Source organism: Comamonas thiooxydans, from assembly GCF_002157685.2.
GTDB lineage: Bacteria > Pseudomonadota > Gammaproteobacteria > Burkholderiales > Burkholderiaceae_C > Comamonas > Comamonas testosteroni_H.
On sequence record NZ_AP026738.1, the window covers coordinates 5,511,032 to 5,536,006 of the forward strand.

Consider the following 24,975-nt stretch of genomic DNA (forward strand, 5'->3'; position numbering starts at 1 on the left):
CTTTAGAGAACTTCAGGGGCCAGCGACACGATCTTCATGAACTTTTCGGTACGCAGTTCACGAGTCACGGGGCCAAAGATGCGGGTGCCGATAGGCTCCAGCTTGGCGTTCAGCAGCACGGCGGCATTGCCGTCGAACTTCACGAGCGAACCGTCTGCACGACGGATGCCCTTGGCGGTGCGCACCACCACAGCACTGTAGATCTCGCCTTTTTTGACGCGACCACGAGGAGCTGCTTCCTTGACGCTCACCTTGATGATGTCGCCAACACTTGCGTAGCGACGATGAGAACCGCCCAGCACCTTAATGCACTGAACAGACTTCGCGCCGGTGTTGTCGGCAACCTCTAACCGAGATTCTGTTTGGATCATTTCAATATTCCCAACTTGCTCCAGCAACGCTCGACAGCCCCAGAGTCTTCTCAAGGGCTGATCAAGCAGCCGGTCAGTCTTGGGCCCGTCGTCCACCTTCCGGACCATTCCGGAGGGCTTCCCGCTGGGCAGAAAGTTCCACGCTTTTAAACGTGAAGCAGGAGATTGTCGCAGGAAATCCTTTGTGCGTCAAGCGTTTAGCCTGCAATACCCGCACTGATTTCACTGACGCAAAGCCTGGCAGACAGGCCCTCGCACTTGCAACCAAAACAATAGCATGCTGCGCCATTAGGCCATTGATTTCAAACAACAAATCACCTGAAATCAACAGTCATCAAGCGCAGCCAGCTCACATTTTCAAGAGGCCTGCGGACCGCAGCCTGTTGCCAGCACGCCACGCCCGCAGGGCGCCCGCGCGGATCAGCCCTGGGCGGGCAGATATTGACGGGTCAGGGCCAGGAAGTCGTTGAGCTGCACATCCTGGGCCAGCTCCTCGGTCAGGATGGCCGCCACGCGGGGCGCGATCTCGGCCGCCTTGCGGGCATCGAGGAAAAGCAGGCGGCTGCGGCGTGCCAGCATGTCCTCGACGGTGCGCGCGTATTCAAAGCGGGCGGCAAAGCGCACCATGGCTTCCGAGAGGCCATCCATCAGCCAGTTCTGCGCACCAGGCAGCGCAGCCACGGCGGCGGCATCCGTGCCGTAGGAGTGCAGGCCCTGGCTCTGGTTCATGCTGTGCGTGACTGCGGCCTCGGCCGGCGCTCCGACCAGGGGCAGGTTCACGGTCACCCCGGCAGGGCGGCTGGGCAGGCGGCCGATCTGGAAGCATTCGGCCAGCACATCCTCGGACATGGCCCGGTAAGTCGTCCATTTGCCGCCAGTGACGGTCACCAGGCCGGTCTTGCTGGACATCACCGTGTGCTCGCGGCTGATCTTCTTGGTGTTCTCGCCGTCATCGTCCTGCGGCTTGACCAGCGGACGCAGGCCCACCCACATGCTGCGCACATCGGCCAGCGTGGGCTGGCGATTCAGATACTTGCCGGCCTCGCCGAGAATGAAATCCAGCTCTTCTGGGAAAGGCAGGGGTTCGCGCGCCAGGTCATGACGCGGCGTGTCGGTGGTTCCCAGAATCACCTTGCCCAGCCATGGCACGGCAAACAGCACGCGGCCATCGGCCGTCTTGGGGATCAGCAGCGCGTGATCGGTGGGCAGGAACTCGCGATCCACCACCACGTGCACACCCTGGCTGGGCGCCACCATGGGCTTGACGGGCTTGCCCTGGGCCTCGGCATCCTGCTGCCGGAACAGATCCACCCAGGGCCCCGTGGCATTGACCACGCACTTGGCGCGCACGGTGAAGTTGCGGCCCGATTCCGCATCGCGGCAGATCAGGCCTGCAATCTGCTGACCCTCGTAGATCAGCTTTTCCGCCGGGCAGTAATTGATCAGCAAGGCACCCTTGGCTGCTGCGGTACGCGCCAGCGCCAGCGCCAGACGCGCATCGTCAAACTGGCCATCCCAGTACTTGACCCCGCCCTTGAGACCTTTTTGCTGTACGGTCGGCAGGTATTTCACGGTCTTGGCGCTGGAGAGGAATTCGGTAGCCCCCAAGCCGGCCTTGCCGGCCAGCGCGTCGTACATCTTGAGGCCGATGCCGTAGAACGGCGTATCCAGCAGCTTGTACGAGGGCATCACGAAGGCCAGAGGCTGGGCCAGATGCGGTGCGTTGTGCAGCAGCGTGGTGCGCTCGTGCAGCGCCTCGCGCACCAGGGAGATATTGCCCTGCGCCAGATAGCGCACGCCGCCATGCACCAGCTTGGTGGCGCGCGAGGAAGTGCCCTTGGCAAAGTCCAGCGACTCCAGCAGCACGACCTTGAAGCCGCGCGCCGCCGCATCCACCGCCACGCCCAACCCCGTGGCACCGCCGCCCACGATGGCCAGATCGAAGCTTTCGGTCTGCGCCAGGCGCTCCAGCAGTTGAGCACGCGTTGTAGCCAAGGGTTGAGTGGACTGGTTCATGGAACGACTTCTGCGGTGATCGCCGTGCCGCCACCATCACGGATGGGACGCACACAGCAAAGAATAAATTTCAGATCGAATATTTTCGCTCTTTTTCGCTTTTCATGGGCGCCAACCCCTGAATATCGATTCGTTTTAGCGCGATTCAAGTCCAAACCGCTGGTTGAGCGCCACTTCGGCCAGACAGCAACATCGGCAATCGGCGCGCTTGCACACCCTCAGTGCATGAACTGCATTCTTCTTGCTGCGTCAATTGTTACTGCTGCAACAACTCGCCACGATGACATATAACCGCAGCTTGCTGTCAGACTTCAGGCCCGGCGTGGATTCATTTTTGTTTTTTACCGGGCAATTCCATAGAAAATCACCCTATTAGAGGTTCGTTTGGATTCGCTCACAATCCCTGCACTGCCCGCTGCAGCTGACACACTCCCTATGGAGTTCTTCACCTGCAGCCCGTCCATGCGCCAATAGCACCTATATAACCAGTCACCAGTCATGAACAGCAATCCTCGCCAGTTGCAGCTTGTCGAAGAAGTCCGCGCCCGCCAATCCACCTCGGTGGAGCAACTGGCAGAAATCCTCGGGGTCACGCTGCAGACCGTGCGCCGAGACATACAGAAGCTGGCCGATGCCGGACTGCTGGTGCGCTTTCATGGCGGCGTGCGCGTGCCCAGCGCCACCGTGGAGAACCTAGCCCATACCCAGCGCCAGGTATTGCATGCCGAGGGCAAGATGCGCATCGCACGCGCCATTGCCGAGGCCATTCCCAACGGCTGCTCGCTGATTCTCAACATCGGCACCACCACCGAAGCGGTGGCCCAGGCCCTGCTGCAGCACAAAGGTCTACGCGTCATCACCAACAACCTCAATGTTGCGGCCATCCTCAGCAGCAATGCCGATTGCGAGGTCATCGTCGCCGGCGGCGTGGTGCGCACACGCGACCGCGGCATTGTCGGCGAGGCGGCCGTGGACTTCATGCGGCAGTTCAAGGTGGACATTGCCGTGATCGGCATCTCGGCCATCGAGTCGGACGGCAGCCTGCGCGACTTCGACCTGCGCGAGGTCAAGGTGGCCCAGACCATCATCGGCCAGTCGCGTGAAGTCTGGCTGGCAGCCGACCACAGCAAGTTCAGCCGCCAGGCCATGGTGGAACTGGCCCGGCTGAACCAGATCGACCGCCTGTTCACCGACGTTGCGCCCTCCGCGCCATTCGATGCCCTGTTGCGCGATGCCGAGGTGCAATGCACCATCGCCCAATGAACGCAGCCCCCCCCTATCTGATTCGCCCTGCGCTGCCCGAAGATGCCGCAGGCATTGCCGGGCTGCTGCATGACATCGGCTGGTTCAAGGCCTACGAAAGTCACTCCACATCCCAGAACGCCGAGGCCGTGAAGGCGCTGCTGGACGAGCTGCAGGCCGGGCCGGAGCGCTCTCTGATGCTGGTGGCGCAAGACAGTCAGCAGCATATTCACGGCTACTGCGCCGTGCACTGGCTGCCGGTCGCCGTGCTGCAAGGCTGGGAGGCCTATGTGAGCGAGCTGTTTGTCGCCGAGGCAGCGCGCGGTGCAGGCCTGGGCCAGCAACTGCTGGACGCGGCCACCCAGGCTGCGCGCGAGCGCCATTGCATACGCATCTGGCTGGTCAACAACCGCGAGCGTCCTTCCTATGTGCGCGGCTTTTATTCCCGGCAGGGCTGGAGCGAGCAGACCGAAATGGCGCGCTTTGTGCTCCCCCTCTGAATCACGGACAACCCATGACAACCTATCTGCTCGCCCTGGACCAGGGCACCTCCAGCTCCCGCTCCATCGTCTTCGACACGCAAGGCCGCATCGTGGCATCGGCCCAGCTGGAGCTGCCGCAGATCTACCCACAGCCGGGCTGGGTGGAGCATGACCCGCGCGAAATCTGGCGCACCCAGCTGAGCACCGCCAAAGAGGCGCTGGCCAAGGCGGGCCTCAAGGCTGGCGACATCCGCTCGGTGGGCATTACCAACCAGCGCGAGACCACCATCGTCTGGAACCGCAAGACCGGCACCCCCATCCACCACGGCATCGTCTGGCAGGACCGCCGCGCCGAACCTACCTGCGTGCAGCTGCGCGAAGCCGGCCACAGCGACACCATTCTGCGCAAGACCGGCCTGCGCATCGATGCCTATTTTTCAGGCACCAAGCTCAAGTGGCTGCTGGACAACGTGCCCGGCGCACGCGCCGCAGCGCAGGCCGGCGAACTGGCCTTCGGCACGGTGGATTGCTGGCTGATCTGGCAGTTGACGGGCGGCAAGCGCCATGTCACCGATGTGAGCAATGCCAGCCGCACCATGCTCTTCAATGTGCACAGCAACCAGTGGGACGCCGATCTACTGGCCCTGCTCGACATCCCTGCGGGCCTGATGCCCGAGGTCCTGCCCTCGGCTGCCGATTTCGGCCAGACGGCCGACGAGGTGCTGGGCGGCTCCATCAACATCGGCGGCGTGGCCGGCGACCAGCAAAGCGCGCTGTTCGGCCAGGCCTGCTTCGACGCCGGCATGGCCAAGAACACCTATGGCACGGGTTGCTTCATGCTCATGCATACGGGCAGCAGCTTCCAGACCTCGAGCAATGGCCTGCTGACCACATCGGCCGCCCAGGCGGGCAGCCAGCCCCAGTTTGCGCTGGAAGGCAGCGTCTTCGTCGGCGGTGCCGTGGTGCAGTGGCTGCGCGACGGCCTGCAGGCCATCGAGCACAGCGGCCAGGTCCAGCAACTGGCCGAAAGCGTGCCCGACAGCGGCGGCGTGATGCTGGTGCCGGCCTTTACCGGCCTGGGCGCCCCCTACTGGAAGCCCGATGCGCGCGGCACCATCACCGGGCTGACGCGCGGCACGACGATGGCCCATATCGCCCGCGCGGCCCTGGAATCCATTGCCTATCAGAGTGCGGCCCTGCTCGGCGCCATGAGCCGCGACGCCGTGGCCACGGGCGGCACGCCGGTCAGCGAGCTACGCGTGGACGGCGGTGCCTGCGTGAACAATCTGCTGATGCAGTTCCAGGCCGACCTACTGGGCATTCCCGTGGTGCGCCCGGCCTGCGTGGAAACCACGGCCCTGGGTGCTGCCTATCTGGCCGGCCTGTCCAGCGGCGTCTATCAGAGCACCGAGGAGCTGTCGGCATTGTGGAAGGCCGAGCGCCGCTTCCTGCCCACGCTTGGCAAGGACCGCGCCGACGAGCTGATGCAGCGCTGGGAACAGGCCGTGCGCCAGACCACGGCACAGTAAAGCCGCTGCACCGGGCGCTGGCCAGGCAAGCGCTCAAACCCTCAAAAAAGCCATCAAAAAAGGGATGCCAAGGCATCCCTTTTTGCTTGGGCAGCAGCCGCTTTGAACGCTCAGTCTTCGTCACCCAGCAGCGCCTTGTGGATCACGGCGCCGATGATGGCGCCCACGATGGGAGCCAACCAGAACAGCCACAGTTGCTCCAGCGCGATGGCCGGCCCGAACAGTGCCGGGCCGGTGCTGCGGGCGGGGTTGACCGAGGTGTTGGTCACGGGAATGGAGATCAGGTGGATCAGCGTCAGGCACAGGCCGATGCTCATGCCCGCAAAGCCCACGGCAGCCTTCTTGGTGGTGGAGCCCAGGATCACCAGCAGAAACACGGCGGTCAGCACCACTTCGGTCACCAGCGCCGCAGCCATATTGAACTTGCCTGGCGAGTGATCCCCGTAGCCGTTGGTGGCCAGATCGGCCACCTGGGCGCCGGCCTTGCCACTGGCAATGAAATACAGCGCGGCGGCCGCCACAATGGCACCCAGCACCTGGGCAATGATGTAGCCGGGCAGCTCGGCAAAGCGAAAACGCCCCGCAACGGCCAGACCGACGGAGACCGCTGGATTGAAGTGACCGCCGGAGACGGGACCGAAGGCGTAAGCGCCCGTCAGCACTGTCAGGCCGAAGGCAAAGGACACGCCCAGCAGGCCGATGCCCACTTCGGGAAAGGCCGCTGCCAGCACCGCACTGCCGCAACCGCCAAACGTCAGCCAGAAAGTACCCAGAAACTCCGCCGACCATTTTTTGACATTGGATGCCATGATTGCTCCCTATTTCCGATGACGTTGTCCGTACAGCCCCGCGCGGCACAGAAACCCTGGCATCTTAGAAAGCGATCAGCGAAAAGTACAAGGCGCAAATGTGAACAATCCACGACAGCTCTGCCTTTGGGGCGTCTCGCTGATCTGCACCAGCCTCGCTGCCTGCACGACGGCATCGCTCGCACCCCACCGCATCTGCAGCACATCCGGGGCCCAGCCCTGGTCCCTGCTTGGGGAAATCCGCTGGCAGCACGGCAAGCAGTTTGCCGACATGCCAGTGGGCGGCCTGTCATCGATCGACTACGACGCGGGCAGCAATCTGTACTACCTGGTCAGCGATGACCGCTCCGCCCATGGGCCGGCGCGCTTTTACACGGCGCGCATCGAATACGACGCCAGCGGCCTGCATCAGGTCAGGCTGCAAAATGCCCGACCGCTGCTCAGCCCCGCCCAGGCCCCCTACCCCAGCCACCGCCAGCCCCTGCCCGGCATCGCGACGCCCGACGCAGAAGCCCTGCGCGTGCTGCCAGGAGGACAGTCCCTGCTGTGGAGCAGCGAGGGCGACTTCGCACGCGGATTCGGCCCGCAATTGCTGCAATCGAGCAAGGATGGACACTGGCTGCGCGAATGGCCGCTGCCGCCCGAGCTGCGCCTGCCGAGCAACGAGACCCAAGGGCCGCGCAGCAACTTCACGCTCGAAGGTCTGGCGCTGAGCCAGGATGGCCAAACGCTCTGGCTGGCCATGGAGGCAGCACTCAGACAAGACGGAGCCCTGCCCACAGCTGACCACTCGGGCGGCCCGGTGCGCATCACCGCCTATGACATGGGCACGCAGCAGCCCGCGCGCCAGCTTGCCTATCTGCCCGATGCCCTGCCTGCCGACCTGTGGCTGCAACGCGGTGCCATCAACGGCATCAGCGCCGTGCTGGCCGATGGCCCGGAACACCTGCTGGTGCTGGAGCGCTCCTTTGCTCCACTGCTGCGCTTCGGCGCCCGCATCTACCGCATCAGCACCCGCGCCGACGCAAGCAGCGATACGCTGGGCCAAATCCGGCTCGTGCCGGGCAGCTACCGCCCTGCAGACAAGGAATTGCTGCTGGACCTGGCCGATGCCGGTCTGCGGTCCGTGGACAACCTGGAGGGCATGAGCTGGGGACCGCTGCTGCCCGATGGCCGGCGCGTGCTGCTGCTGGTCAGCGACAACAACTTCAATCCCGCCGAAGTCACCCAGTTCGTCGCATTGAGCGAGGAGCACGGCCGCTGCGGCGCAGGTTTATAGTGCCGTTCTGCGCCTGGAATCCGAATACAGGCTTGCCCACTTGCTGCATCGCAGAGCGAATCGAACCATCATGAGCCAGACCGACCACTCGACCACCGTTTTCCCTCCCATCGCCTTTATCGGCGGCGGCAATATGGCCAGCGCCATCATCGGCGGCCTGATCCGCCAGGGCGTTCCGGCCAGCAGCATCACCGTGGTCGAGCCTTTTGAAGCCACGCGCGCTGCGATCAAGACCAGCTTCGGCATCGACGCCCTGCCCGCCGCCACCGAGACCCTGCAAAGCGCCCAGTTGGTGGTCTGGGCCGTCAAACCCCAGAGCTTCAAGGAAGCGGCCGCTCCCGTTGCCGCCCACACCCGCCACGCCCTGCACCTGAGCGTGGCTGCCGGCATCACCACCGACAGCATTGCGGCGTGGACCGGCACCCACCGCATCGTGCGCGCCATGCCCAATACACCGGCCCTGGTGGGCAAGGGCATGACGGGCCTGTTCGCCCGCCCCGAGGTCGATGCCCAAGGCAAGGCCCTGATCGAAACCGTGATCGGCAGCACCGGCGAACTCACCTGGGTGGACCAGGAAGCCCATCTGGATGCCGTGACGGCGATCTCCGGTTCCGGCCCGGCCTATGTATTCCTGTTCCTCGAAGCCATGACCCAGGCAGGCATCGACATGGGCCTCAGTGCCGAGCAAAGCTACAAGCTGGCCGTGGCCACGTTTGCGGGCGGCTCGGAACTGGCGGCACGCTCCAGCGAAAGCGCCGAAGTGCTGCGCCAGCGCGTGACCAGCAAGGGCGGCACCACCTACGCGGCCATCACTCATATGCAGGAGCAGAAGCTGCCCGAGCATTTCATCGAAGCCATGCGCAAGGCCCAGATCCGCGCACAGGAGCTGGCCGTCGAGTTCGGCAAATAAAAAAACCGGCCTCGGCCGGTTTTCTTTTGGGTGCTTAAGGCCTCAATCGCTTGTCAATCAAGCGCTTTATGCTATTAAAACAGGACTATTTCAACGCAAATCCGAGCGCCACGCCCGCAAAGATCGCGGCGCCAATCCAGTGGCTCTTGCTGAAGGCGACAAAACAGCCTTCACGCGTACGGTCCTTGATCAGGCTGAAATGCCAGACGATCTGTGCTGCTGCCACGCCCATGCCCAGCCAGAAGGGCCAGCCCAGCTGATAAGGCGCCAGCACCCAGGCGATCAGACCCCAGCACAGGGCAAAGAACAGCATGATCGCCGTGACATCGAAACGGCCCAGGGTGATGGCCGAGGTCTTCATGCCGATCTTGAGATCGTCATCGCGGTCCACCATGGCGTATTCGGTGTCATAGGCCAGTACCAGAAACATATTCGCCAGCCACAGCGTCCAGGCCGTGGCGCTGACCGCACCGGTCACCGCCGCAAACGCAATCACGATGCCGAAATTGAAGGCAATGCCCAGAAAGGCCTGAGGCATGGCAAAAAAGCGCTTGGTGAAGGGGTAGAGAATCGTGAACAGCACGGCGGGCACCGACCAGGCCACAGCCTCCCAGCGTGTGGACAGCACCAAGCCGAAGGCCACCACGGTGAGCACCAGGCCGACCATGGCGGCCTCCCTGACCGAGATCTGGCCGCTGGTGATGGGGCGCTGGGTGGTGCGTTTCACATGCCTGTCGAAGTCGCGGTCGGCAATGTCGTTGATGGTGCAGCCCGCGCTGCGCATCAGCACCGTGCCCAGCACAAAGACCACGAGCAGATGCCAGCCCGGAAAGCCCTGACCGGCCACCCACAGCGCCACCAGCGTGGGCCAGACCAGCACCAGCCAGCCTGCGGGGCGGTTGAAGCGGATCAGATCAAGATACAGCGACAGCTTGGAGCGCGGCGAAGCAGGGATGGAGGCGGACATGAGACGGGTTCCGAAAGGCAGGAGATCACGACCGGGCCCCCAGGCCACGGTCAGCGCAGCGGCAATTGTGCCTCGGCCTGCGGCGGCCCGATGGCGCCGCCCCCATGCTCGACACGGTCTGTCAACCAGAGCACCAGGGCCGTCCAGCCCAGGCCCAGGCACAGGCCCGCCAGCACATCGCTGGCATGGTGCACGGACAGCAGCACGCGACTCAAGCCCGTGCTCAAGGCCAGCAGCGCGGCCGCCGCAAAGACCCAAGTCCGCCAGCGCCGCGGCAGGTGACGAGCGGCCAGCCAGGCCAGCATGCCGAAAATCGCTGCCGTGCCCGCGCTATGGCCGCTGGGAAAGCTGAATCCGGCCTCATGCACCAGCCCGTCCAGCGGACGCGCACGCTGCATGGTCCCCTTGATGAAACGCACCCACAGTCCGGTGCCGGCCACCGCCACCACCCAGCTCAGTAGCTGCAGACCCTGGCGCCGCCACAGCAGCCACAGGCCCACGACCAGGCTCAGCAGCCCCATGACGCGCAAATCCCCGAGCTGGGTCCATGCCCGCACCAGAGGCTGAAGTGTGGGAGGCAGGGCCGCGCTCACCGCGCGCTGCAGCGTCAGGTCCAGGGCCATCAGCCCCTGAGGCGGCTGCGCCGACTGGGACTGGTGCACGCCGACACTCAGCAGGGCCAGAAGCACAGCGGCCAGTGCAGCCACCGCCAGCAAGCGACCGCCATCCGGCCTGAAGTCCGCGCTGCGGTCCTGCCACAGCCACCCGGCCCGGCCCTGTGCACGGCAACGCAGCATGCAGGCCCCAACCAGCAACAGCAGCAGCAACACCCAGATGACATGGCTGTCCACCCATTGCGCCAGCAGGACCACGGGAGTCGCTGCAGAAAACACAGGCATTCCTTTCCAAAGCAAAAGCGAAAAAGCCCTGACGGGCCTCTGGAGGCTAGCCCGTCAGGGCTTGAGGGAGACCGGGACGAGTTGCTGCCGCGGCGCGGCTCACTCCTCGAGCAGGGAGCGCAGCATCCAGGCGGTCTGCTCGTGCACGGCCAGGCGCTGGGTCAGCAGATCGGCCGTGGGCTCGTCGCCTGCCTTGTCGGCACGTGGGAACAGCTGGCGTGCCGTGCGCGCCACGGCCTCATGACCCTGCACCAGAATGCGCACCATCTCCAGAGCCTTGGGCGGCTGGGCCGGGGCATCGGGCAGGCTGGTGAGCTTGCCGAACTGGGCATAGGAGCCCGGTGCATGGTGGCCCAGAGCGCGGATACGCTCGGCCACGGGATCGACGGCATTCCACAGCTCGGTGTACTGCGCCATGAACATGGTGTGCAGCGTGTTGAACATGGGCCCCGTGACGTTCCAATGGAAGTTGTGCGTGGTCAGGTACAGCGTATAGGTGTCGGCCAGCAGCGCCGACAGCCCCTTGGCGATGGCTGCGCGATCCTCGTCGCTGATGCCGATGTGGATGCCTGCCGGCACCTGCGGCGCGGCGTCCGACTTTTGTTTCTGCGATTTGTCCTTGCCTTGCTTGGTCATGCACTCACCTTTCAGGTTTAACGAATCCAGACTCCCGCCCTCTTCGAGCCGCTGAAGCCACGCTTATTGCGTCAGGCGCTGCACTCCCGGCAGCGGGCAGGCGTAGACGGCATTGCGCAGTGCGGCAATCGCCTCGTAGCGCGTGAAGCTGCGCCGCCAGGCCAGCACCACACGGCGGGTAGGCGGCGCAATGCCATCTTCCTCATGAATCGGAAGATAGCGAATATGAGGCTCATCGGCGCGGCGGCGGCGCTCAATGGGAGCCAGTGCATCCTCGGGCACGGACAGTCGCGGCACCAGGGTCACGCCCATGCCGGCAGCCACCATGTATTTGATGGTTTCCAGCGAGGAGCCTTCGAACGTGCGGCGAATGCCTTCGGAGTTGCTGGCATAGCGCGCGAATTCGGGGCAGACCTCGAGCACATGGTCGCGGAAGCAGTGACCCGCGCCCAGCAACAGCATGGTCTCGTTCTTGAGATCCGTGGTGGACAGGCTTTTCTTCTGCGCCAGCGGGTGGGTGCTGGGCACGGCGGCCATGAAGGGCTCGTCGTACAGCGGCGCCAGTGCCAGACCGGTATCGGGGAAGGGCTCGGCCATGATGGCGCAGTCGATCTCGCCCGTGCGCAGCATCTCCAGCAGCTTGACGGTGAAGTTCTCCTGCAGCATCAGCGGCATCTGCGGCGTCATATTGATGGAGTTGCGCACCAGATCAGGGAGCAGGTAGGGGCCTATGGTGTAGATCACGCCCAGGGTCAGAACGCCTGACAGCGGGTCCTTGCCGCGCTTGGCGATTTCCTTGATCTCGTTGGCCTGCTCGAGCACGCTTTGGGCCTGGCGCACGATCTCCTCGCCCAGCGAGGTCACCGAGACTTCGCCGGCACTGCGCTCAAAAATCTTGACATCCAGCTCTTCCTCCAGCTTCTTGATCGCCACGGACAGCGTAGGCTGGGATACATAGCATGCTTCGGCGGCGCGGCCAAAGTGCTTTTCCCGCGCAACGGCCACGATGTACTTCAATTCGGTAAGAGTCATAGAGAGTGGGTCATTGGGATCATCAACAACAGCATTGATTCATCCTGTTTTTGCATTCAATCACAAATTGCCAAGGCAAAAGATTACATATATTCCTGCAAAAACGTAACTCTTTACGTCTTCAAACGCAGGTTTGGGTATTTCAGGCCTTCAAATATTCGGCCTTTCCACCCAGCCAGCGGCTGACATGGCGTGCAGCCAGCGCAGGAAACTGCTCAAGCATAAGCGGTGCCAGCTCGCGCGCCCAGTCCAGCAGCAGCACATCCTGCTCGAGATCGGCAAAGCGCAGCATGGGGGCGCCCGACTGCCGGGCACCGAGAAACTCGCCCGGTCCGCGAATCTCCAGATCCCGCCTCGCGATCTCGAAGCCGTCATTGGTCTCGGCCATGGCACGCAGGCGCTCCTTGCCGGTATCGGACAGTCGCCCGTTGTCATTGACCGAATACAGCAGCACACAGGCCGAGGCTGCAGCGCCGCGCCCCACACGGCCGCGCAACTGGTGCAGCTGCGAGAGGCCGAAGCGCTCCGAGTGTTCGATGACCATCAGCGAGGCATTGGGCACGTCCACGCCCACCTCGATCACCGTGGTGGATACCAGCACTCCCATGACGCCGGCCGAAAACAGCTCCATCACGGCCTTTTTCTCGACCGTGGGCATGCGCGAGTGCAGCAGGCCCACCATGACACCGGGCAGCATTTCGCTCAAATATTCATGGGTGGCCGTGGCATTCGACAGATCCAGCGCTTCGCTCTCCTCGATCAACGGGCAGACCCAGTAGACCTGACGCCCGCTGGCGACCTGGGCAGCGATGCGCTCGATCACCTCTTCCTTGCGGCTGTCCGAGATCAGCTTGGTGACGATGGGCGTGCGCCCTGGCGGCAACTCGTCGATGGTGGAGACATCGAGGTCGGCGTAATAGCTCATGGCAAGCGTGCGCGGAATCGGTGTGGCGCTCATCATCAACAAATGCGGCTCCATGCCCGTGGCCGCGAGCTTTTGCCGCAGCGCTAGGCGCTGGGCCACGCCAAAGCGGTGCTGCTCGTCGATCACGGCCAGAGCCAGGTTCTTGAACTGCACCTGCTCCTGAATCACGGCATGGGTGCCCACGACCAGCGCCGCCTCGCCGCTTTCCACCAGCGCCAGCATCGCGGCCCGCTCCTTCTTTTTCTGAGCGCCGGCCAGCCAGGCGACCTTTTTGCCCAGCGGCGCCAGAATCGGCTCCAGCCAGCCGACCAGCTTGCCAAAATGCTGCTCGGCCAGAATCTCGGTGGGCGCCATCAATGCGCACTGCCAGCCGGCCTCGATACAGGCCACGGCAGACAGTGCTGCCACCACCGTCTTGCCCGAGCCCACATCGCCCTGCAGCAAACGATGCATGGGAATACGGCGCTCCATATCGGCCCGAATCTCGCCCACCACGCGCTGCTGCGCCCCCGTCAGGCCAAACGGCAGCTGCGCCAGAAACTGCTGGGTCAGATCCACCATACCGGCCTGCGGCCTGAGCACGGGCGCGCGCAAGCGGGCGCGCTCGCGCTTGGCCTCGTACTGGGACAGCTGCTGGGCCAGCAGCTCTTCCGCCTTGAGTCTTTGCCAGGCCGGGTGGGAATGGTCCTCCAGAGTGACCAAGGCCACGTCGGGCGTTGGATGGTGCAGAAAAATGAGCGCACTACGCAAGTCATATGCCGGCTGCAGTCCATTTTGACCATAGAACTGCGCGATGGGAGGCGACTGCCCCGGTGGCAAGGTCTCGGACAGATCGGCACGCAACAGCGCCGAGGCAATGGCCCGACGCAGATACGCCTGGGGCAGACTGGCAGTGGCGGGATAGACCGGTGTCAGTGCCGTGGGCAGCTCGCCGCCCGCCACCCGGAATGCAGGGTGCATCATCTGCCGCCCCCAGAAACCGCCCTTGACCTCGCCGCGAATGCGCAGGCGCGCCCCGGGCGCCATGGTCTTTTGCTGCGACGGATAGAAGCTGAAGAAGGTCAGCAGACAGGTGCTGCTGCCATCATCCACGGTGACCTTGAGCATGCGCCGCGGGCGCAGCTGCACCTCGCTGTGCGTGACCGTGGCTTCGATCTGCACTGTCTCGCCATCACGCGCGTTCTTCAGCGGCACGATGCGGGTTTCGTCCTCATAGCGCAGCGGCAGATGCAAAGCCAGATCGATATCGCGCGTCAACCCCATCTTCTGCAAGGCCTGCTGCGCAGGGCTGACGGTCTTTTTGGGAGCGGCATCCTGGTCCATGCCCGCCTTTTTCTCACGAGCGGCAGCGCGCTTGACAGCAGACTTCGGCTCGGCAACAGGCTTTTTTGACACAGACAACTGAGACTCCTTGACTACACTCCCCGCAACAGGGAAAGCAATGTATGTATATACAGCATATACAGGTTTGCAAACAACTGCCGCCAGCGCAATAACGCCAAAATCGCTACCATTCTCAAATTGTTACTATGTGTTTCCTCAGAAATCCATGTTGAAGCGAGTTGATGTCGAGCACCTGCGCCCGGGAATGTTTGTGCACGAGTTCTGCGGCTCGTGGATGGAGCACCCCTTTCTGCGTGCCCGCCTCCTGCTCGATCAGCCCAGGGACCTGGAACGCCTGCTTGCCACCACCATCCGCCAGGTTTGGATAGACACCGACAAGGGGGCCGACATCGCCCCCGACATCACGCCGGCCGAGGTCTTTGAGTCGCCAGGCGACGAAGCTGTGCCAAGCTCGCCGGCACGGCCCACCAGAACCAGCATAGAGTTGCAGCAGGCTCATCAGATCATTGGGCAGGCACGTGATGTGCTCAAGACCATGTTCAAGGACGTTCGCCTGGGCCGTCCGCTGGACCTGCCTGCCTCAGGCCTGCTGGTCGACGAGATGGCCGAGTCGATCAAGCGCAACCCTCATGCCCTGATCAGCCTGGCGCGACTGAAGACTGCGGACAACTACTCCTATATGCACAGCATTGCGGTGTGCGCGCTGATGATTGGTCTGGCACGCCGCATGGGCCTGGACGAGCACCAGGTGCATCAGGCCGGTATCGCAGGCCTGCTGCACGATATCGGTAAAAGCAGAGTGCCGCTGGATGTTCTCAACAAGCCTGGGCCGCTGGATGCCGAGGAATGGGTCATCATGAAGTCCCACCCTCGCTGGGGCTACGAAATTCTGCTGCCTCAGGGGCTGGACGACGCCGTTACCGACGCCTGCCTGCATCACCACGAAAAAGTCGACGGCACGGGCTATCCCGACGGACTGAAGCAGGACGAGATCAGCCTGATGGCGCGCATGGCGGCAGTCTGCGATGTCTATGACGCAATCACCTCGGATCGCCCCTACAAGCAGGGCTGGCACCCGGCCATCGCGCTGCAGCGCATGGCGCAATGGGCGCCCCATCATTTCGACAAGGCCATCTTCGAGCAGTTTGTCCAGACGGTGGGCATCTACCCGCTGGGCTCGCTGGTGCGACTGCAGTCGCAGCATCTTGCCGTGGTGCTGGATGTCTCACCGACCTGCCTGCTGACCCCGAAAGTGCGGCGCTTTTACTGCCTCAGCCAACAGCGCCGCATCACACCCGAGATTCTCGATCTGGCTTGCCCCCTGGCCAAGGACAGCATAGTCGGGCGCGAAGACCCTGCCGACTGGCCCTTCAGGAATCTCAACGAGCTCTGGAACCCCGCCGCTGCTCAGCCCTGAAGCCGGCAGCCCTAATGGCGATTTGCGACAATCGCCCACTTGTTTGATTGAACTTGGAACGGGCCTCGTACGGCCCTCAAGCACCGCATGTCTTCCTGCACCCGTGAATTCACACTCAGCGATTTCGACTTCGACCTGCCCGAATCCCTGATCGCCCAGCATCCCACCGCCGTTCGCAGCGCCTCGCGCCTGCTTGACGGCCGCAGCCTCCCTGCCACCGACCGCATCTTCCGCGAACTGCCCGATCTGCTACAGCCAGGCGACCTGCTCGTCTTCAACGACACCAAGGTCATCAAGGCGCGCGTCTTCGGCGAAAAGGCCAGCGGCGGCAAGATCGAACTACTGGTCGAGCGCGTGCTGCAGAACAACGAGGTTGTGGCCCATATGCGCGTGAGCAAGAAACCCTTGCCCAGTGCCAAGATCCATCTTTGCGGCGGCCTCAGGAATGGCGGTTTCGAAGCCACCCTGCTGGGCCGCTGGCCGGACGAGAACGGGCCGCTGTTCCATCTTTCCTTCAAGGGCAACCAGGGCGAATCGCCCTATGAATTGCTGGAGCAGTTCGGCCACCTGCCTCTGCCGCCCTATATCGAGCGCCAGCAGAACGCCGAGCATGATCCGGATGAAAAGGAAGACAGCGAGCGCTACCAGACCGTGTTCGCAGCCCACCCTGGTGCCGTAGCCGCACCGACCGCCGCCCTGCATTTCGACGAGACCGTTCTGGCCGCCCTTCAAGCCAAGGGCGTGGAACGCGCCAGCGTCACCCTGCATGTAGGTGCCGGCACCTTCCAGCCCGTCAAGACCGAAAACCTTGCCGACCACACCATGCACAGCGAGTGGTACGACATTCCCCTGCCCACATTGGCCGCCATGGAGCGCTGCCGCCAGCGCGGCGGTCGCATCATTGCCGTGGGCACCACCACGGTGCGCACGCTGGAGTCCTGGGCCAAGTACGGCAATATCACTGGCGACACCAGCATCTTCATCACCCCGGGCTTTCAGTACCAAGTGGTCGACATGCTGATCACCAACTTCCATCTGCCCAAAAGCACGCTGATGATGCTGGTCAGCGCTTTTGCGGGCTATGAGCACATCATGGGCATGTATCAGCATGCGATTGCCCAGCATTACCGCTTCTTCAGCTATGGAGACTCCATGCTGCTGGAGCGCCAGCGCTGATCTGCAACACATTGGAGCCGCTGTGCCGGCTGCTGGCATAAGGAGTTACAGAAACACTGGGTCCGATCTTTTCTTAGTGGTAGATTTCATCGTTTTGTCAAAGTGCTTATTCATTTAGAAAAAAACAATGGAAGTTCAAACCCCACAAGATGAAGAGTTGGATCTGCTGGATCTATTGGTCACTCTCGCAGAAAACTGGAAAATTCTGATTTTCGGCCCACTGCTGGCTGGCATCGCGGCCTATGGGATCGGTCTGGCGATTCCCAAGACCTACGAGAGCAGCGCATCGGTTCAGGTGGAGCGTGCCGGCTCCAGCTTTACCGCCCCCATGGCCGCCAGCCTGGCCATGTCTGCAGACGTGCTGCATCAGATTGCCCCCGTTGCGGGCCTGGACGATGGCCTGACCAAGGAAGAAGTTTATAAAAAGCTCAGCAAGCGCATCACCGTCAATGTCGGCAAGCAGGACAAGCTGCTGAATATTTCAACGCAGGCCAAGTCGCCCGAAGCGGCTCAAAAGCTCAACCAGGCACTGCTGGACACCTTGTTTCCTCTGAGCAAGCCACGCGGTCTGGAAAAAAAGCAGCTGGAAGTGCAGCTGGCTTCCGAAAAGACTCGCCTGGAGGAATCCCTCAAGCTGGAGCATGACACTTCTGCCAATCTCTCCTCCGGAAAAAGTGTCACCGAAGCCACCAGCCGCCTCTATGGCGAACTGCTGACTGCCAACAGCAACCGCCAAAAGGGGATTCTGGACATGGAGCGTCGCCTCGGAGGCCTGGACAACGACGATGTGATTCAGATGCCGACCCTGCCCGAGCTCTCCATCAAGCCCAAGAAACCCATGCTGGCCATTGGTGCTGCTGTCGGCACCGGTTTCATCCTGCTGCTTTTTGTGTTCATCCGGCAGGCGCTGCGCACCGCCAAGGAGTCTTCGACCGAGCAGGCCGAAAAAATTGCGCGTATTCGTAACGCCATGCCCTGGTAATCCTTCTCCACCCCCATCCAGTGCCCGCACCTCACAGTGCGGGCATTTTTATGGGCGTCACAGCCAAAGCCGACAACTTCATCCCCCTAGAATTCTTCGCTTCTCTTGTCGCAAATCGCTACGGATATGCTCCCCAGCTGGCTCTCTCCCACACTTTCCCCGTCAGCGCAGTCTGCCATCCGCGGTGTTCTGCTCACCATATTCGCCTGCGCACTGTTTGCTGTTCTGGATAGCGCCACCAAGTTCACGGGAACGCTGCTTCCGGTTCTCATGGTTCTGTGGCTGCGCTTCATGGCCCAGGCTTTTGTCACCAGCGTGCTGGTCTTGCCCCGGCACGGCTTTTCGGCACTGAGAACCCGGAACTTGAGTTTTCAGCTGCTGCGAGCGATCTCGGGGCTGTTGACCACGGTCTGCGCCTTTTTCTGCATAAAGAACATGCCTTTGGCCAATTTCACGGCCATCTGGTCAGCTGCGCCGCTCTTTATCGTGGTGGCCTCGGCGCTCTTTTTCAAAGAGCAGGTCAGTCCTGCCCGTTGGTCGCTGCTGGTGATCGGTCTGCTGGCGGTGATTGCCATCGTCCGACCGGAGAACGACGGACAGGCCCTGGGCCTGGCCGCCCTGTGGCCGGTTGGTCTGCTGGTATCGGGCACCACCTACCAGGTCCTCGGAAGTCGCCTGTCGCGCCTGGATTCACCTCCGACCACCCAGCTTTACTCGACCTGGCTGCCCTTGCTGCTGACCACGCCTCTCATAGGCTTTGTATGGCAGCCCATCGATGACTGGCAGATCTACGCAGCGGCAGCTGTGATGGGCCTTTGCAGCGGCATTGGCCACCTGATGCTGCTGCAGGCATACACCCACGCGACGCCCGCAACCGTGGCGCCTTTCCTCTACAGCCAGATCGGCTTTGCCATGCTGATGGGCTGGCTGTTTTTCGGACAGCTTCCCGACAGCACATCGCTGCTCGGAATGACGGTGGTGACGCTCAGCGGCCTGACGGGCGTCTGGCTTGGAATCAGGGAAAAGCGCTGAGACTGCCCAGTCTGGCCATCTCAATAGCCGTGTCTGAGCTTGAACTCCCTGGCCTTGCCGAAGTGTCCGTTACCGATAAAGGGCACGGGAGGCCTCAGAGCCGATAGCGGTGAAGGGTGGTTGCTCATCAGCACCAGATGGCCACGATCCTGAGGAATGAACACACGCTTGGACTGGGCGTGCGAGCCCCAGAGCATGAAGACCGTGGGCCGCCCCTGCTCTGCCACCTGGCGGATGATGGCGTCGGTCAGCTCTTCCCAGCCCTTTTTGGCATGGCTAGCGGCCTGCCCTTCTTCCACCGTCAGACTGGTGTTGAGCAGCAGCACGCCATGCTGGGCCCAACCCACCAGACTGCCGCCGGGCTGGGGAAAAGCCGGAAACGGCGTGCCCAGTTCGCGCTGCATTTCCTTGAAGATGTTCTGTAACGATGGCGGTACGCGCACCCCGGGTGCGACAGAAAATGCCAGGCCCTCGGCCTGCCCACGACCATGATAGGGGTCCTGCCCCAGGATCACGACACGCACCTCCTCGGCGGGCGTCAATTCCAGGGCCCTCAGGGGCTTGGGCGGGAAAATCACGGCCCCTGCATCCAGTCTTTGCTGCAAAAACTGCAGCAAGCCCTGGCCTGTGCTCCCTGCAAGGAAAGAGTCGACAACGGCTTGCCAGTCTGGCGAGACAGGCCAGTCCTGCGGATCTGCACTCATCAACTGGGTAGGCGCAGCGGTGTTAGCACTCATGCTCTGGCTAGTGAAGTTCATGCCTGGATTTTCTCAACTTCCAGAGTCATCTCGAATGATTCCCTCAAGGGTTCTCACCTATTTCTAGGCTCAAAATACCTGATTTCAGTGAGTGACACATTCTGACAATTTGCAAAGAATCGACTTCAACATAGCTGGCCACTTGGCGGCTCAGGCTCACAAGGAGTTATTCATGCACACATCTTCTGCCAGTCACTCACAAGCCTCTGCCGCGCAGGCCTTCTTTTCCTGCGCCCGCCCTGCGTTCACCTTGAGTCCCCAGGGCTTCAAGTTTGCCGACTGGGAGTTGAGGCTGCGCTCGCGCAGCCTCATCAGCGCTGCCGGGCATGAGGTGGGACTGACCAAGAGCGAATTCGCACTGCTGCTGGCCCTGCTCAAACGTCCCAGGCAAATCATGAGCCGTGAGCAGATCATGGACCTGACGCAGGCCGAAGACGATGTCTTTGACCGTGCCATTGATGTGCAGATGCTGCGCTTGCGCCGCAAGGTCGAAGCATCGAGCCGTGCGCCCACGCTGCTCAAGACCAAGCGTGGTGCCGGCTATTTTCTGGATGCCGATGTGCAGGTTCTGCGCTGAACCGGCACAGCCGCCCACTGTTTACTGAAACAACTGGGCCAGAGCCTCGCCCGGCTCGCGGGCACGCATAAAGGCCTCGCCCACCAGGAAGGCGTCAATGCCCGCATCACGCATGGTCGTCACATCGTCCCTGGTCAGGATGCCGGACTCGGTCACCAGCAGGCGATCGGCGGGCACATCCTTCTTGAGGGCAATCGTGGTCTGAATATCGACCTCGAAGCTGCGCAGATTGCGGTTGTTGATACCCACCAGCGGCGTCTTGAGCTTGAGAGCGCGCTGCAACTCCTCGCCGTCATGCACTTCCACCAGCACATCCATGTCCAGGCTGTGCGCAATCTGCTCCATCTCTGCCATCTGCGCATCGTCCAGGCAGGCGGCGATCAACAGCACGCAGTCAGCGCCCATCACCCGCGATTCGTAGATCTGATAGGGGTCGACCATGAAGTCCTTGCGCAGCACCGGCAGCAGCGTGCTCGCGCGGGCCTGCTTGAGATAGTCGGGCTGGCCCTGGAAGAACTGGCGGTCGGTCAGCACCGACAGGCAGGCCGCACTGATCTTGCCGTCGCCCACCATATAGCTCTGGGCGATATCGGCAGGATCGAAGTCGGGGCGGATCACGCCCTTGCTGGGGCTGGCCTTCTTGACTTCGGCAATCACGCCGGCCTGCCCCTTGGCAATCTTGGCACGGATGGCACCCACGAAATCGCGCGTGGAGACACGGCTTTCCGCATCGCGGCGCATCTCGGCAAACGGCACGGCCTTCTTGGCAGCGGCAACTTCCTGGACCTTGACGTCGCAGATTTTCTTCAGAATGTCAGACATGGTTTTCCTTGTTGGTGGCGTCGGCGCGCAAGACCTTCATGATGACGCGGTGCATGCCTATGCCCACCACGATGAACAGCAGGGAGACGCCCAGCACGATCCAGGTGCCGGCATCGCTCCAGATGGGCGCATCCAGCAGGCTCATGCCGCAGCCTGGCCAAGCTTTTGCGAATAGGCGACCAGCTCCTGGAGCTTGGCCAGTGCCGCGCCGCTATCGATGGCCTTCTGCGCACGCTCCAGGCCCTCTTCGATCGAGCCGGCCACATTGGCGGCATACAGTGCGGCGCCGGAGTTGAGACAGACGATATCGCGCGCCGGGCCCTGCTCCCCCTTAAGCACGCCCATCAGCATGGCCTTGGACTCTTCGGGATTCTCGACCTTGAGCGAGCGCGTACCCGCCATGCGCAGACCAAAGTCCTCGGGATGGACTTCATACTCTCGCACCACGCCATCCTTGAGCTCGCCGACCAGCGTGCCCGCGCCCAGACTGATTTCATCCAGGCCGTCGCGGCCGTAGACGACCAGCGCATGCTCAGCCCCCAGTCGCTGCAGGGCACGCACCTGAATGCCGACCAGGTCTTCGTGGAACACGCCCATCAGGATATTGGGCGCGGATGCCGGGTTGGTGAGCGGGCCCAGGATGTTGAAGATGGTGCGCACGCCCAGCTCCTTGCGCACGGGGGCCACGTTCTTCATGGCCGGATGATGGTTGGGAGCAAACATGAAGCCTATGCCCACATCGCGTATGCAATCGGCGATCTGCGCGGCGTTGAGGTTGATGTTGACGCCCAGCGCCTCCATGGCATCGGCGCTGCCCGACTTGCTGCTGACGCTGCGCCCGCCATGCTTGCTCACCTTGCCGCCCGCCGCCGCAATCACAAAGGTCGAGCAGGTGGAGATGTTGAAGGTGTTGGCGCCGTCGCCGCCGGTGCCGACGATATCGACCAGATTCCTTTTGTCGTGCACGTTCACCTTGTTGGAGAACTCGCGCATCACCTCGGCCGCAGCCGAGATCTCGCCAATGGTTTCCTTCTTCACGCGCAGGCCGGTGATGATGGAGGCCGTCATCACGGGCGAGAGCTCGCCGCGCATGATCATGCGCATCAGATGCAGCATTTCGTCATGGAAGATTTCACGATGCTCGATGGTTCGCTGCAGCGCTTCCTGGGGAGTGATCATTGCAATATCTCTCTATGCTTTTGGGAGCTTCTTGCGCTTGCCTTCACTTGAATTCCTATTGCTTTCAATCTGAAATCAAGCAGCGACATACGCTGGCAGCTATCAATAAATCGGCTGTTATTTCTGGTCGAGAAAGTTCTTCAGCATGACATGGCCGTGCTCGGTCAGAATGCTCTCGGGGTGGAACTGCACGCCCTCGATGGCCAGTTCGCGATGGCGTACCCCCTGGATTTCACCATCTTCGCTGGTCGCCGTGATTTCAAGGCACTCGGGCAGCGTGTTCCGGTCTATGACCAGGGAGTGATAGCGGTTGACCGTGAACTGCCTGGGCAGGTCGGCAAATACGCCCTTCTGATCGGTGCTGATCACGCTGGTCTTGCCATGCATCTGCTGGCCCGCCCGGATGATGTCGCCGCCAAAGGCCGCGCCAATGCTCTGGTGACCCAGGCAGACGCCCAGAATCGGCAGCTTGCCCGCAAAATGCTTGATCGCCGCCACCGAGATGCCCGCCTCGTTGGGCGAGCAGGGGCCGGGCGAGATCACCAGCCGCTCGATGCCTTCGCGCGCGATCAGCGCCTCGACTTCGGCCACCGTGGTTTCGTCATTGCGCACCACGGTCACCTCCGCGCCCAGCTCGCCAAAGTACTGGACGATGTTGTAGGTAAAGCTGTCGTAGTTATCGACCATCAGCAGTTTCATGGTCTTACTCCCCTGATTTCTTGGGCTCACGCAGACGCGCAAATTCCTGGTGTTCGTAGTCGATGCAGGCTTCCATCAGCGCGCGATAGACGGTCTCCATCACATCGGGCTGGCCGCCCTCCTGCGCCGTGCGCTCACGCACGCGGCTGACGATGGCTTCGATGCGCGCTTCATCGCGCACCTGGCCCACGTCCCCCTTGATGCGCGCCGCCTGCTGCATATAGCCGATGCGTGTGACCAGCAGCGGCACCAGTACATCGTCGAGCGCATTCACATTGCGGCGCACATCTTCCATGGTGGTGCAGTGCTGCACCAGATCAATGGCTTGGCTCATTCCAGACCTTCCTCTACCAGTTCTGCGGCGCGCAACAGGGCGCGGGCCTTGTGCTCGGTTTCTCTCCACTCCAGCTCGGGCACGGAGTCGGCCACCACGCCGGCAGCAGCCTGCACATAGAGCACGTTGTCCTTGATGACGCCGGTACGGATCGCAATCGCCAGATCCATATCGCCGGCAAAGCTCAGATAGCCGCAGGCACCGCCGTAGATGCCGCGCTTGCTGGGCTCGAGCCGGTCGATGACTTCCATGGCATGCACCTTGGGAGCGCCCGTCAGCGTGCCTGCAGGGAAGGTGGCCTTGAAGACGTCCATATTGTCCATGCCGTCCTGCAAGATGCCTTCCACATTGCTCACGATGTGCATGACATGGCTGTAGCGTTCCACGGCAAAGGCTTCGGTCACCTTGACGCTGCCGGTCCTGGCAATGCGGCCGATATCGTTGCGCGCCAGGTCGATCAGCATCACATGCTCGGCACGCTCCTTGGGGTCGGCGATCAGTTCCTGCTCGGTGGCCTTGTCGGCCTCCACCGTATTGCCGCGCGGACGGGTGCCGGCCAGAGGGCGAATCGTGACCTTCTGGCCGTCGGGCGTGCGCTCCTGGCGCACCAGGATCTCCGGGCTGGCCCCCACCACATGGAAATCTCCGAAATGGTAGAAGTACATATAGGGGCTGGGGTTGAGCGATCGCAGCGCGCGGTACAGCGACAGCGGCGAGGCCGTGAAACGCTTGTGAATGCGCTGGCCCACCTGCACCTGCATGAAGTCGCCCGCCGCAATCAGCTCCTTGGCCTTTTGCACGGCGTCCAGATAGTCCTGCTTGTCGAAGCTGCGCTCTGCGGGATAGCTCTCGCCGGCACGAATCTGCGGCGCGCTGACGGAATAGCGCAGCTGGTCCTTGAGCTGACGCAGACGCTTCTTGGCGCGGGTATAGGCTTCGGCCTCGCCGGGGTTGGCATAGACGATGAGGTAGAGCTTGCCCGAGAGGTTGTCGATGACGGCCACCTCTTCGCACTGCAGCAGCATGATGTCGGGCGTGCCCAGGCTGTCGGGCGGACAGCTGTTCTCCAGCTTTTTCTCGATATAGCGCACAGCGTCATAGCCGAAATAGCCGGCCAGACCGCCGCAAAAGCGCGGCATGCCCGGCGTGACGGCAACCTTGAAGCGCTGCTGATAGGCCGCGATGAAGTCCAGCGGATTGCCGCCGGCTGTCTCCACCACCTTGCCATCGGTCACGACTTCGGTCTTGGCTTCAGTGCCAAAGCCCGAGGCGCGCACAAAGCTGCGTGCCGGCAGGCCGATGAAGCTGTAGCGGCCGAAGCGCTCGCCGCCGACGACGGATTCCAGCAGGAAGCTGTACTTGCCGTCGCCATTGGCATGGGCCAGCTTGAGATAGAGGGACAGCGGGGTTTCGAGGTCGGCAAAGGCCTCGATCAACAGCGGGATGCGGTTATAGCCTTGGGCCGCAAGCGATTTGAATTCCAGTTCCGTGATCACGGGAGAAGCTCCGGGAGTCATGGCGCATGGTGCATCTGCACGGATTGATTACGGGCAGATGA

Annotated in this window: 25 protein-coding genes; 10 read left to right on the forward strand and 15 right to left on the reverse strand. The window is 62.5% G+C overall.

Annotated elements, in window-relative coordinates; genetic code table 11:
• Positions 1-2 precede the first annotated feature (2 nt).
• Both rplN and CTR2_RS25650 read right to left on the reverse strand, forming a co-directional pair.
• Positions 3-371: a 50S ribosomal protein L14 gene (gene rplN / locus CTR2_RS25645; protein ID WP_003050500.1), complete on the reverse strand. Its 369-nt coding sequence runs from the start codon at positions 369-371 to the stop codon at positions 3-5.
• A gap of 420 nt (positions 372-791) precedes the next feature.
• The gene (locus CTR2_RS25650; RefSeq protein WP_087079956.1) at positions 792-2,387 is read right to left on the reverse strand and encodes a glycerol-3-phosphate dehydrogenase/oxidase; all 1,596 of its coding nucleotides are present in this window, start codon (positions 2,385-2,387) and stop codon (positions 792-794) included.
• A 498-nt stretch (positions 2,388-2,885) separates the two neighbouring features.
• Between CTR2_RS25650 and CTR2_RS25655 the strand changes: the two genes are divergently transcribed.
• Genes CTR2_RS25655 through glpK form a run of 3 tightly spaced genes read left to right on the forward strand, consistent with a single transcriptional unit; the run spans position 2,886 to position 5,640 of the window.
• Positions 2,886-3,650 (forward strand): DeoR/GlpR family DNA-binding transcription regulator, encoded by a 765-nt coding sequence (locus CTR2_RS25655; RefSeq protein ID WP_003068405.1) that lies wholly within the window; start codon positions 2,886-2,888, stop codon positions 3,648-3,650.
• The gene (locus CTR2_RS25660) at positions 3,647-4,129 is read left to right on the forward strand and encodes a GNAT family N-acetyltransferase (RefSeq protein WP_087079954.1); all 483 of its coding nucleotides are present in this window, start codon (positions 3,647-3,649) and stop codon (positions 4,127-4,129) included. The genes CTR2_RS25655 and CTR2_RS25660 overlap by 4 nt, the downstream gene beginning before the upstream one ends.
• A 14-nt stretch (positions 4,130-4,143) precedes the next feature.
• A complete protein-coding gene (glpK, locus tag CTR2_RS25665) occupies positions 4,144-5,640 on the forward strand; it encodes a glycerol kinase GlpK (RefSeq protein ID WP_087079952.1) in 1,497 nt (498 codons plus the stop codon).
• 110 nt (positions 5,641-5,750) lie between these two features.
• Here glpK and aqpZ read toward each other — a convergent pair whose 3' ends face one another.
• Positions 5,751-6,449: an aquaporin Z gene (aqpZ, locus tag CTR2_RS25670; RefSeq protein WP_003068393.1), complete on the reverse strand. Its 699-nt coding sequence runs from the start codon at positions 6,447-6,449 to the stop codon at positions 5,751-5,753.
• Positions 6,450-6,549: 100 nt separating this feature from the next.
• Here aqpZ and CTR2_RS25675 point away from each other — a divergent pair, with 100 nt between their 5' ends.
• Both CTR2_RS25675 and proC read left to right on the forward strand, forming a co-directional pair.
• A complete protein-coding gene (locus CTR2_RS25675) occupies positions 6,550-7,728 on the forward strand; it encodes an esterase-like activity of phytase family protein (RefSeq protein WP_087079950.1) in 1,179 nt (392 codons plus the stop codon).
• 70 nt (positions 7,729-7,798) lie between these two features.
• Complete coding sequence (proC, locus tag CTR2_RS25680) at positions 7,799-8,638, forward strand: pyrroline-5-carboxylate reductase (RefSeq protein ID WP_087079948.1); 840 nt, start codon at positions 7,799-7,801, stop codon at positions 8,636-8,638.
• Positions 8,639-8,723: 85 nt separating this feature from the next.
• On the opposite strand, the gene ubiA is transcribed toward proC, so the two are convergent.
• From ubiA to recG, 5 genes are all read right to left on the reverse strand, one after another.
• Positions 8,724-9,605, reverse strand: a complete 882-nt coding sequence (gene ubiA / locus CTR2_RS25685) for a 4-hydroxybenzoate octaprenyltransferase (protein WP_087079946.1) — start codon at positions 9,603-9,605, stop codon at positions 8,724-8,726.
• Between the two features lie 50 nt (positions 9,606-9,655).
• Entirely contained in the window at positions 9,656-10,504 is an 849-nt protein-coding gene (locus CTR2_RS25690; RefSeq protein ID WP_087079944.1) for a phosphatase PAP2 family protein, read from the reverse strand.
• Between the two features lie 99 nt (positions 10,505-10,603).
• Complete coding sequence (locus CTR2_RS25695; protein ID WP_003068377.1) at positions 10,604-11,140, reverse strand: Dps family protein; 537 nt, start codon at positions 11,138-11,140, stop codon at positions 10,604-10,606.
• A 63-nt stretch (positions 11,141-11,203) separates the two neighbouring features.
• Positions 11,204-12,172 (reverse strand): LysR substrate-binding domain-containing protein, encoded by a 969-nt coding sequence (locus tag CTR2_RS25700; RefSeq protein WP_087079942.1) that lies wholly within the window; start codon positions 12,170-12,172, stop codon positions 11,204-11,206.
• Positions 12,173-12,314: 142 nt separating this feature from the next.
• Positions 12,315-14,498: an ATP-dependent DNA helicase RecG gene (gene recG / locus CTR2_RS25705; protein ID WP_087079940.1), complete on the reverse strand. Its 2,184-nt coding sequence runs from the start codon at positions 14,496-14,498 to the stop codon at positions 12,315-12,317.
• A 148-nt stretch (positions 14,499-14,646) separates the two neighbouring features.
• Between recG and CTR2_RS25710 the strand changes: the two genes are divergently transcribed.
• From CTR2_RS25710 to CTR2_RS25725, 4 genes are all read left to right on the forward strand, one after another.
• The gene (locus tag CTR2_RS25710) at positions 14,647-15,858 is read left to right on the forward strand and encodes an HD-GYP domain-containing protein (RefSeq protein ID WP_087079938.1); all 1,212 of its coding nucleotides are present in this window, start codon (positions 14,647-14,649) and stop codon (positions 15,856-15,858) included.
• A gap of 87 nt (positions 15,859-15,945) precedes the next feature.
• Positions 15,946-17,034: a tRNA preQ1(34) S-adenosylmethionine ribosyltransferase-isomerase QueA gene (queA, locus tag CTR2_RS25715; protein ID WP_087079936.1), complete on the forward strand. Its 1,089-nt coding sequence runs from the start codon at positions 15,946-15,948 to the stop codon at positions 17,032-17,034.
• Positions 17,035-17,161: 127 nt separating this feature from the next.
• Positions 17,162-18,016, forward strand: coding sequence for a Wzz/FepE/Etk N-terminal domain-containing protein (locus tag CTR2_RS25720; RefSeq protein WP_087079934.1), 855 nt, complete (start codon positions 17,162-17,164; stop codon positions 18,014-18,016).
• A 126-nt stretch (positions 18,017-18,142) separates the two neighbouring features.
• Positions 18,143-19,048, forward strand: coding sequence for a DMT family transporter (locus CTR2_RS25725; protein ID WP_087079932.1), 906 nt, complete (start codon positions 18,143-18,145; stop codon positions 19,046-19,048).
• A 20-nt stretch (positions 19,049-19,068) separates the two neighbouring features.
• Here the strand turns inward: CTR2_RS25725 and CTR2_RS25730 are convergent, their stop codons facing one another.
• Positions 19,069-19,806, reverse strand: coding sequence for a uracil-DNA glycosylase (locus CTR2_RS25730; RefSeq protein ID WP_087079930.1), 738 nt, complete (start codon positions 19,804-19,806; stop codon positions 19,069-19,071).
• Positions 19,807-19,978: 172 nt separating this feature from the next.
• Here CTR2_RS25730 and CTR2_RS25735 point away from each other — a divergent pair, with 172 nt between their 5' ends.
• On the forward strand, positions 19,979-20,383 hold the full coding sequence (locus CTR2_RS25735) for a winged helix-turn-helix domain-containing protein (protein WP_012840108.1): 405 nt from the start codon (positions 19,979-19,981) through the stop codon (positions 20,381-20,383).
• 21 nt (positions 20,384-20,404) lie between these two features.
• On the opposite strand, the gene trpC is transcribed toward CTR2_RS25735, so the two are convergent.
• The 6 genes from trpC to trpE all read right to left on the reverse strand — a co-directional run bounded on the left by trpC (position 20,405) and on the right by trpE (position 24,913).
• The gene (trpC, locus tag CTR2_RS25740; RefSeq protein ID WP_087079928.1) at positions 20,405-21,205 is read right to left on the reverse strand and encodes an indole-3-glycerol phosphate synthase TrpC; all 801 of its coding nucleotides are present in this window, start codon (positions 21,203-21,205) and stop codon (positions 20,405-20,407) included.
• Positions 21,198-21,350: a hypothetical protein gene (locus CTR2_RS25745; RefSeq protein ID WP_176391566.1), complete on the reverse strand. Its 153-nt coding sequence runs from the start codon at positions 21,348-21,350 to the stop codon at positions 21,198-21,200. Before CTR2_RS25745 ends, trpC begins: the two co-directional genes overlap by 8 nt.
• A complete protein-coding gene (trpD, locus tag CTR2_RS25750) occupies positions 21,347-22,390 on the reverse strand; it encodes an anthranilate phosphoribosyltransferase (RefSeq protein ID WP_087079926.1) in 1,044 nt (347 codons plus the stop codon). Before trpD ends, CTR2_RS25745 begins: the two co-directional genes overlap by 4 nt.
• A 111-nt stretch (positions 22,391-22,501) precedes the next feature.
• Positions 22,502-23,083 carry an anthranilate synthase component II gene (locus tag CTR2_RS25755; protein ID WP_087079924.1) on the reverse strand — a complete coding sequence of 194 codons (582 nt, stop codon included), beginning with the start codon at positions 23,081-23,083 and terminating at the stop codon, positions 22,502-22,504.
• A 4-nt stretch (positions 23,084-23,087) separates the two neighbouring features.
• A complete protein-coding gene (locus CTR2_RS25760) occupies positions 23,088-23,417 on the reverse strand; it encodes a chorismate mutase (protein ID WP_087079921.1) in 330 nt (109 codons plus the stop codon).
• The gene (trpE, locus tag CTR2_RS25765; RefSeq protein WP_054073726.1) at positions 23,414-24,913 is read right to left on the reverse strand and encodes an anthranilate synthase component I; all 1,500 of its coding nucleotides are present in this window, start codon (positions 24,911-24,913) and stop codon (positions 23,414-23,416) included. The genes CTR2_RS25760 and trpE overlap by 4 nt, the downstream gene beginning before the upstream one ends.
• Between the last annotated feature and the right edge of the window lie 62 nt (positions 24,914-24,975).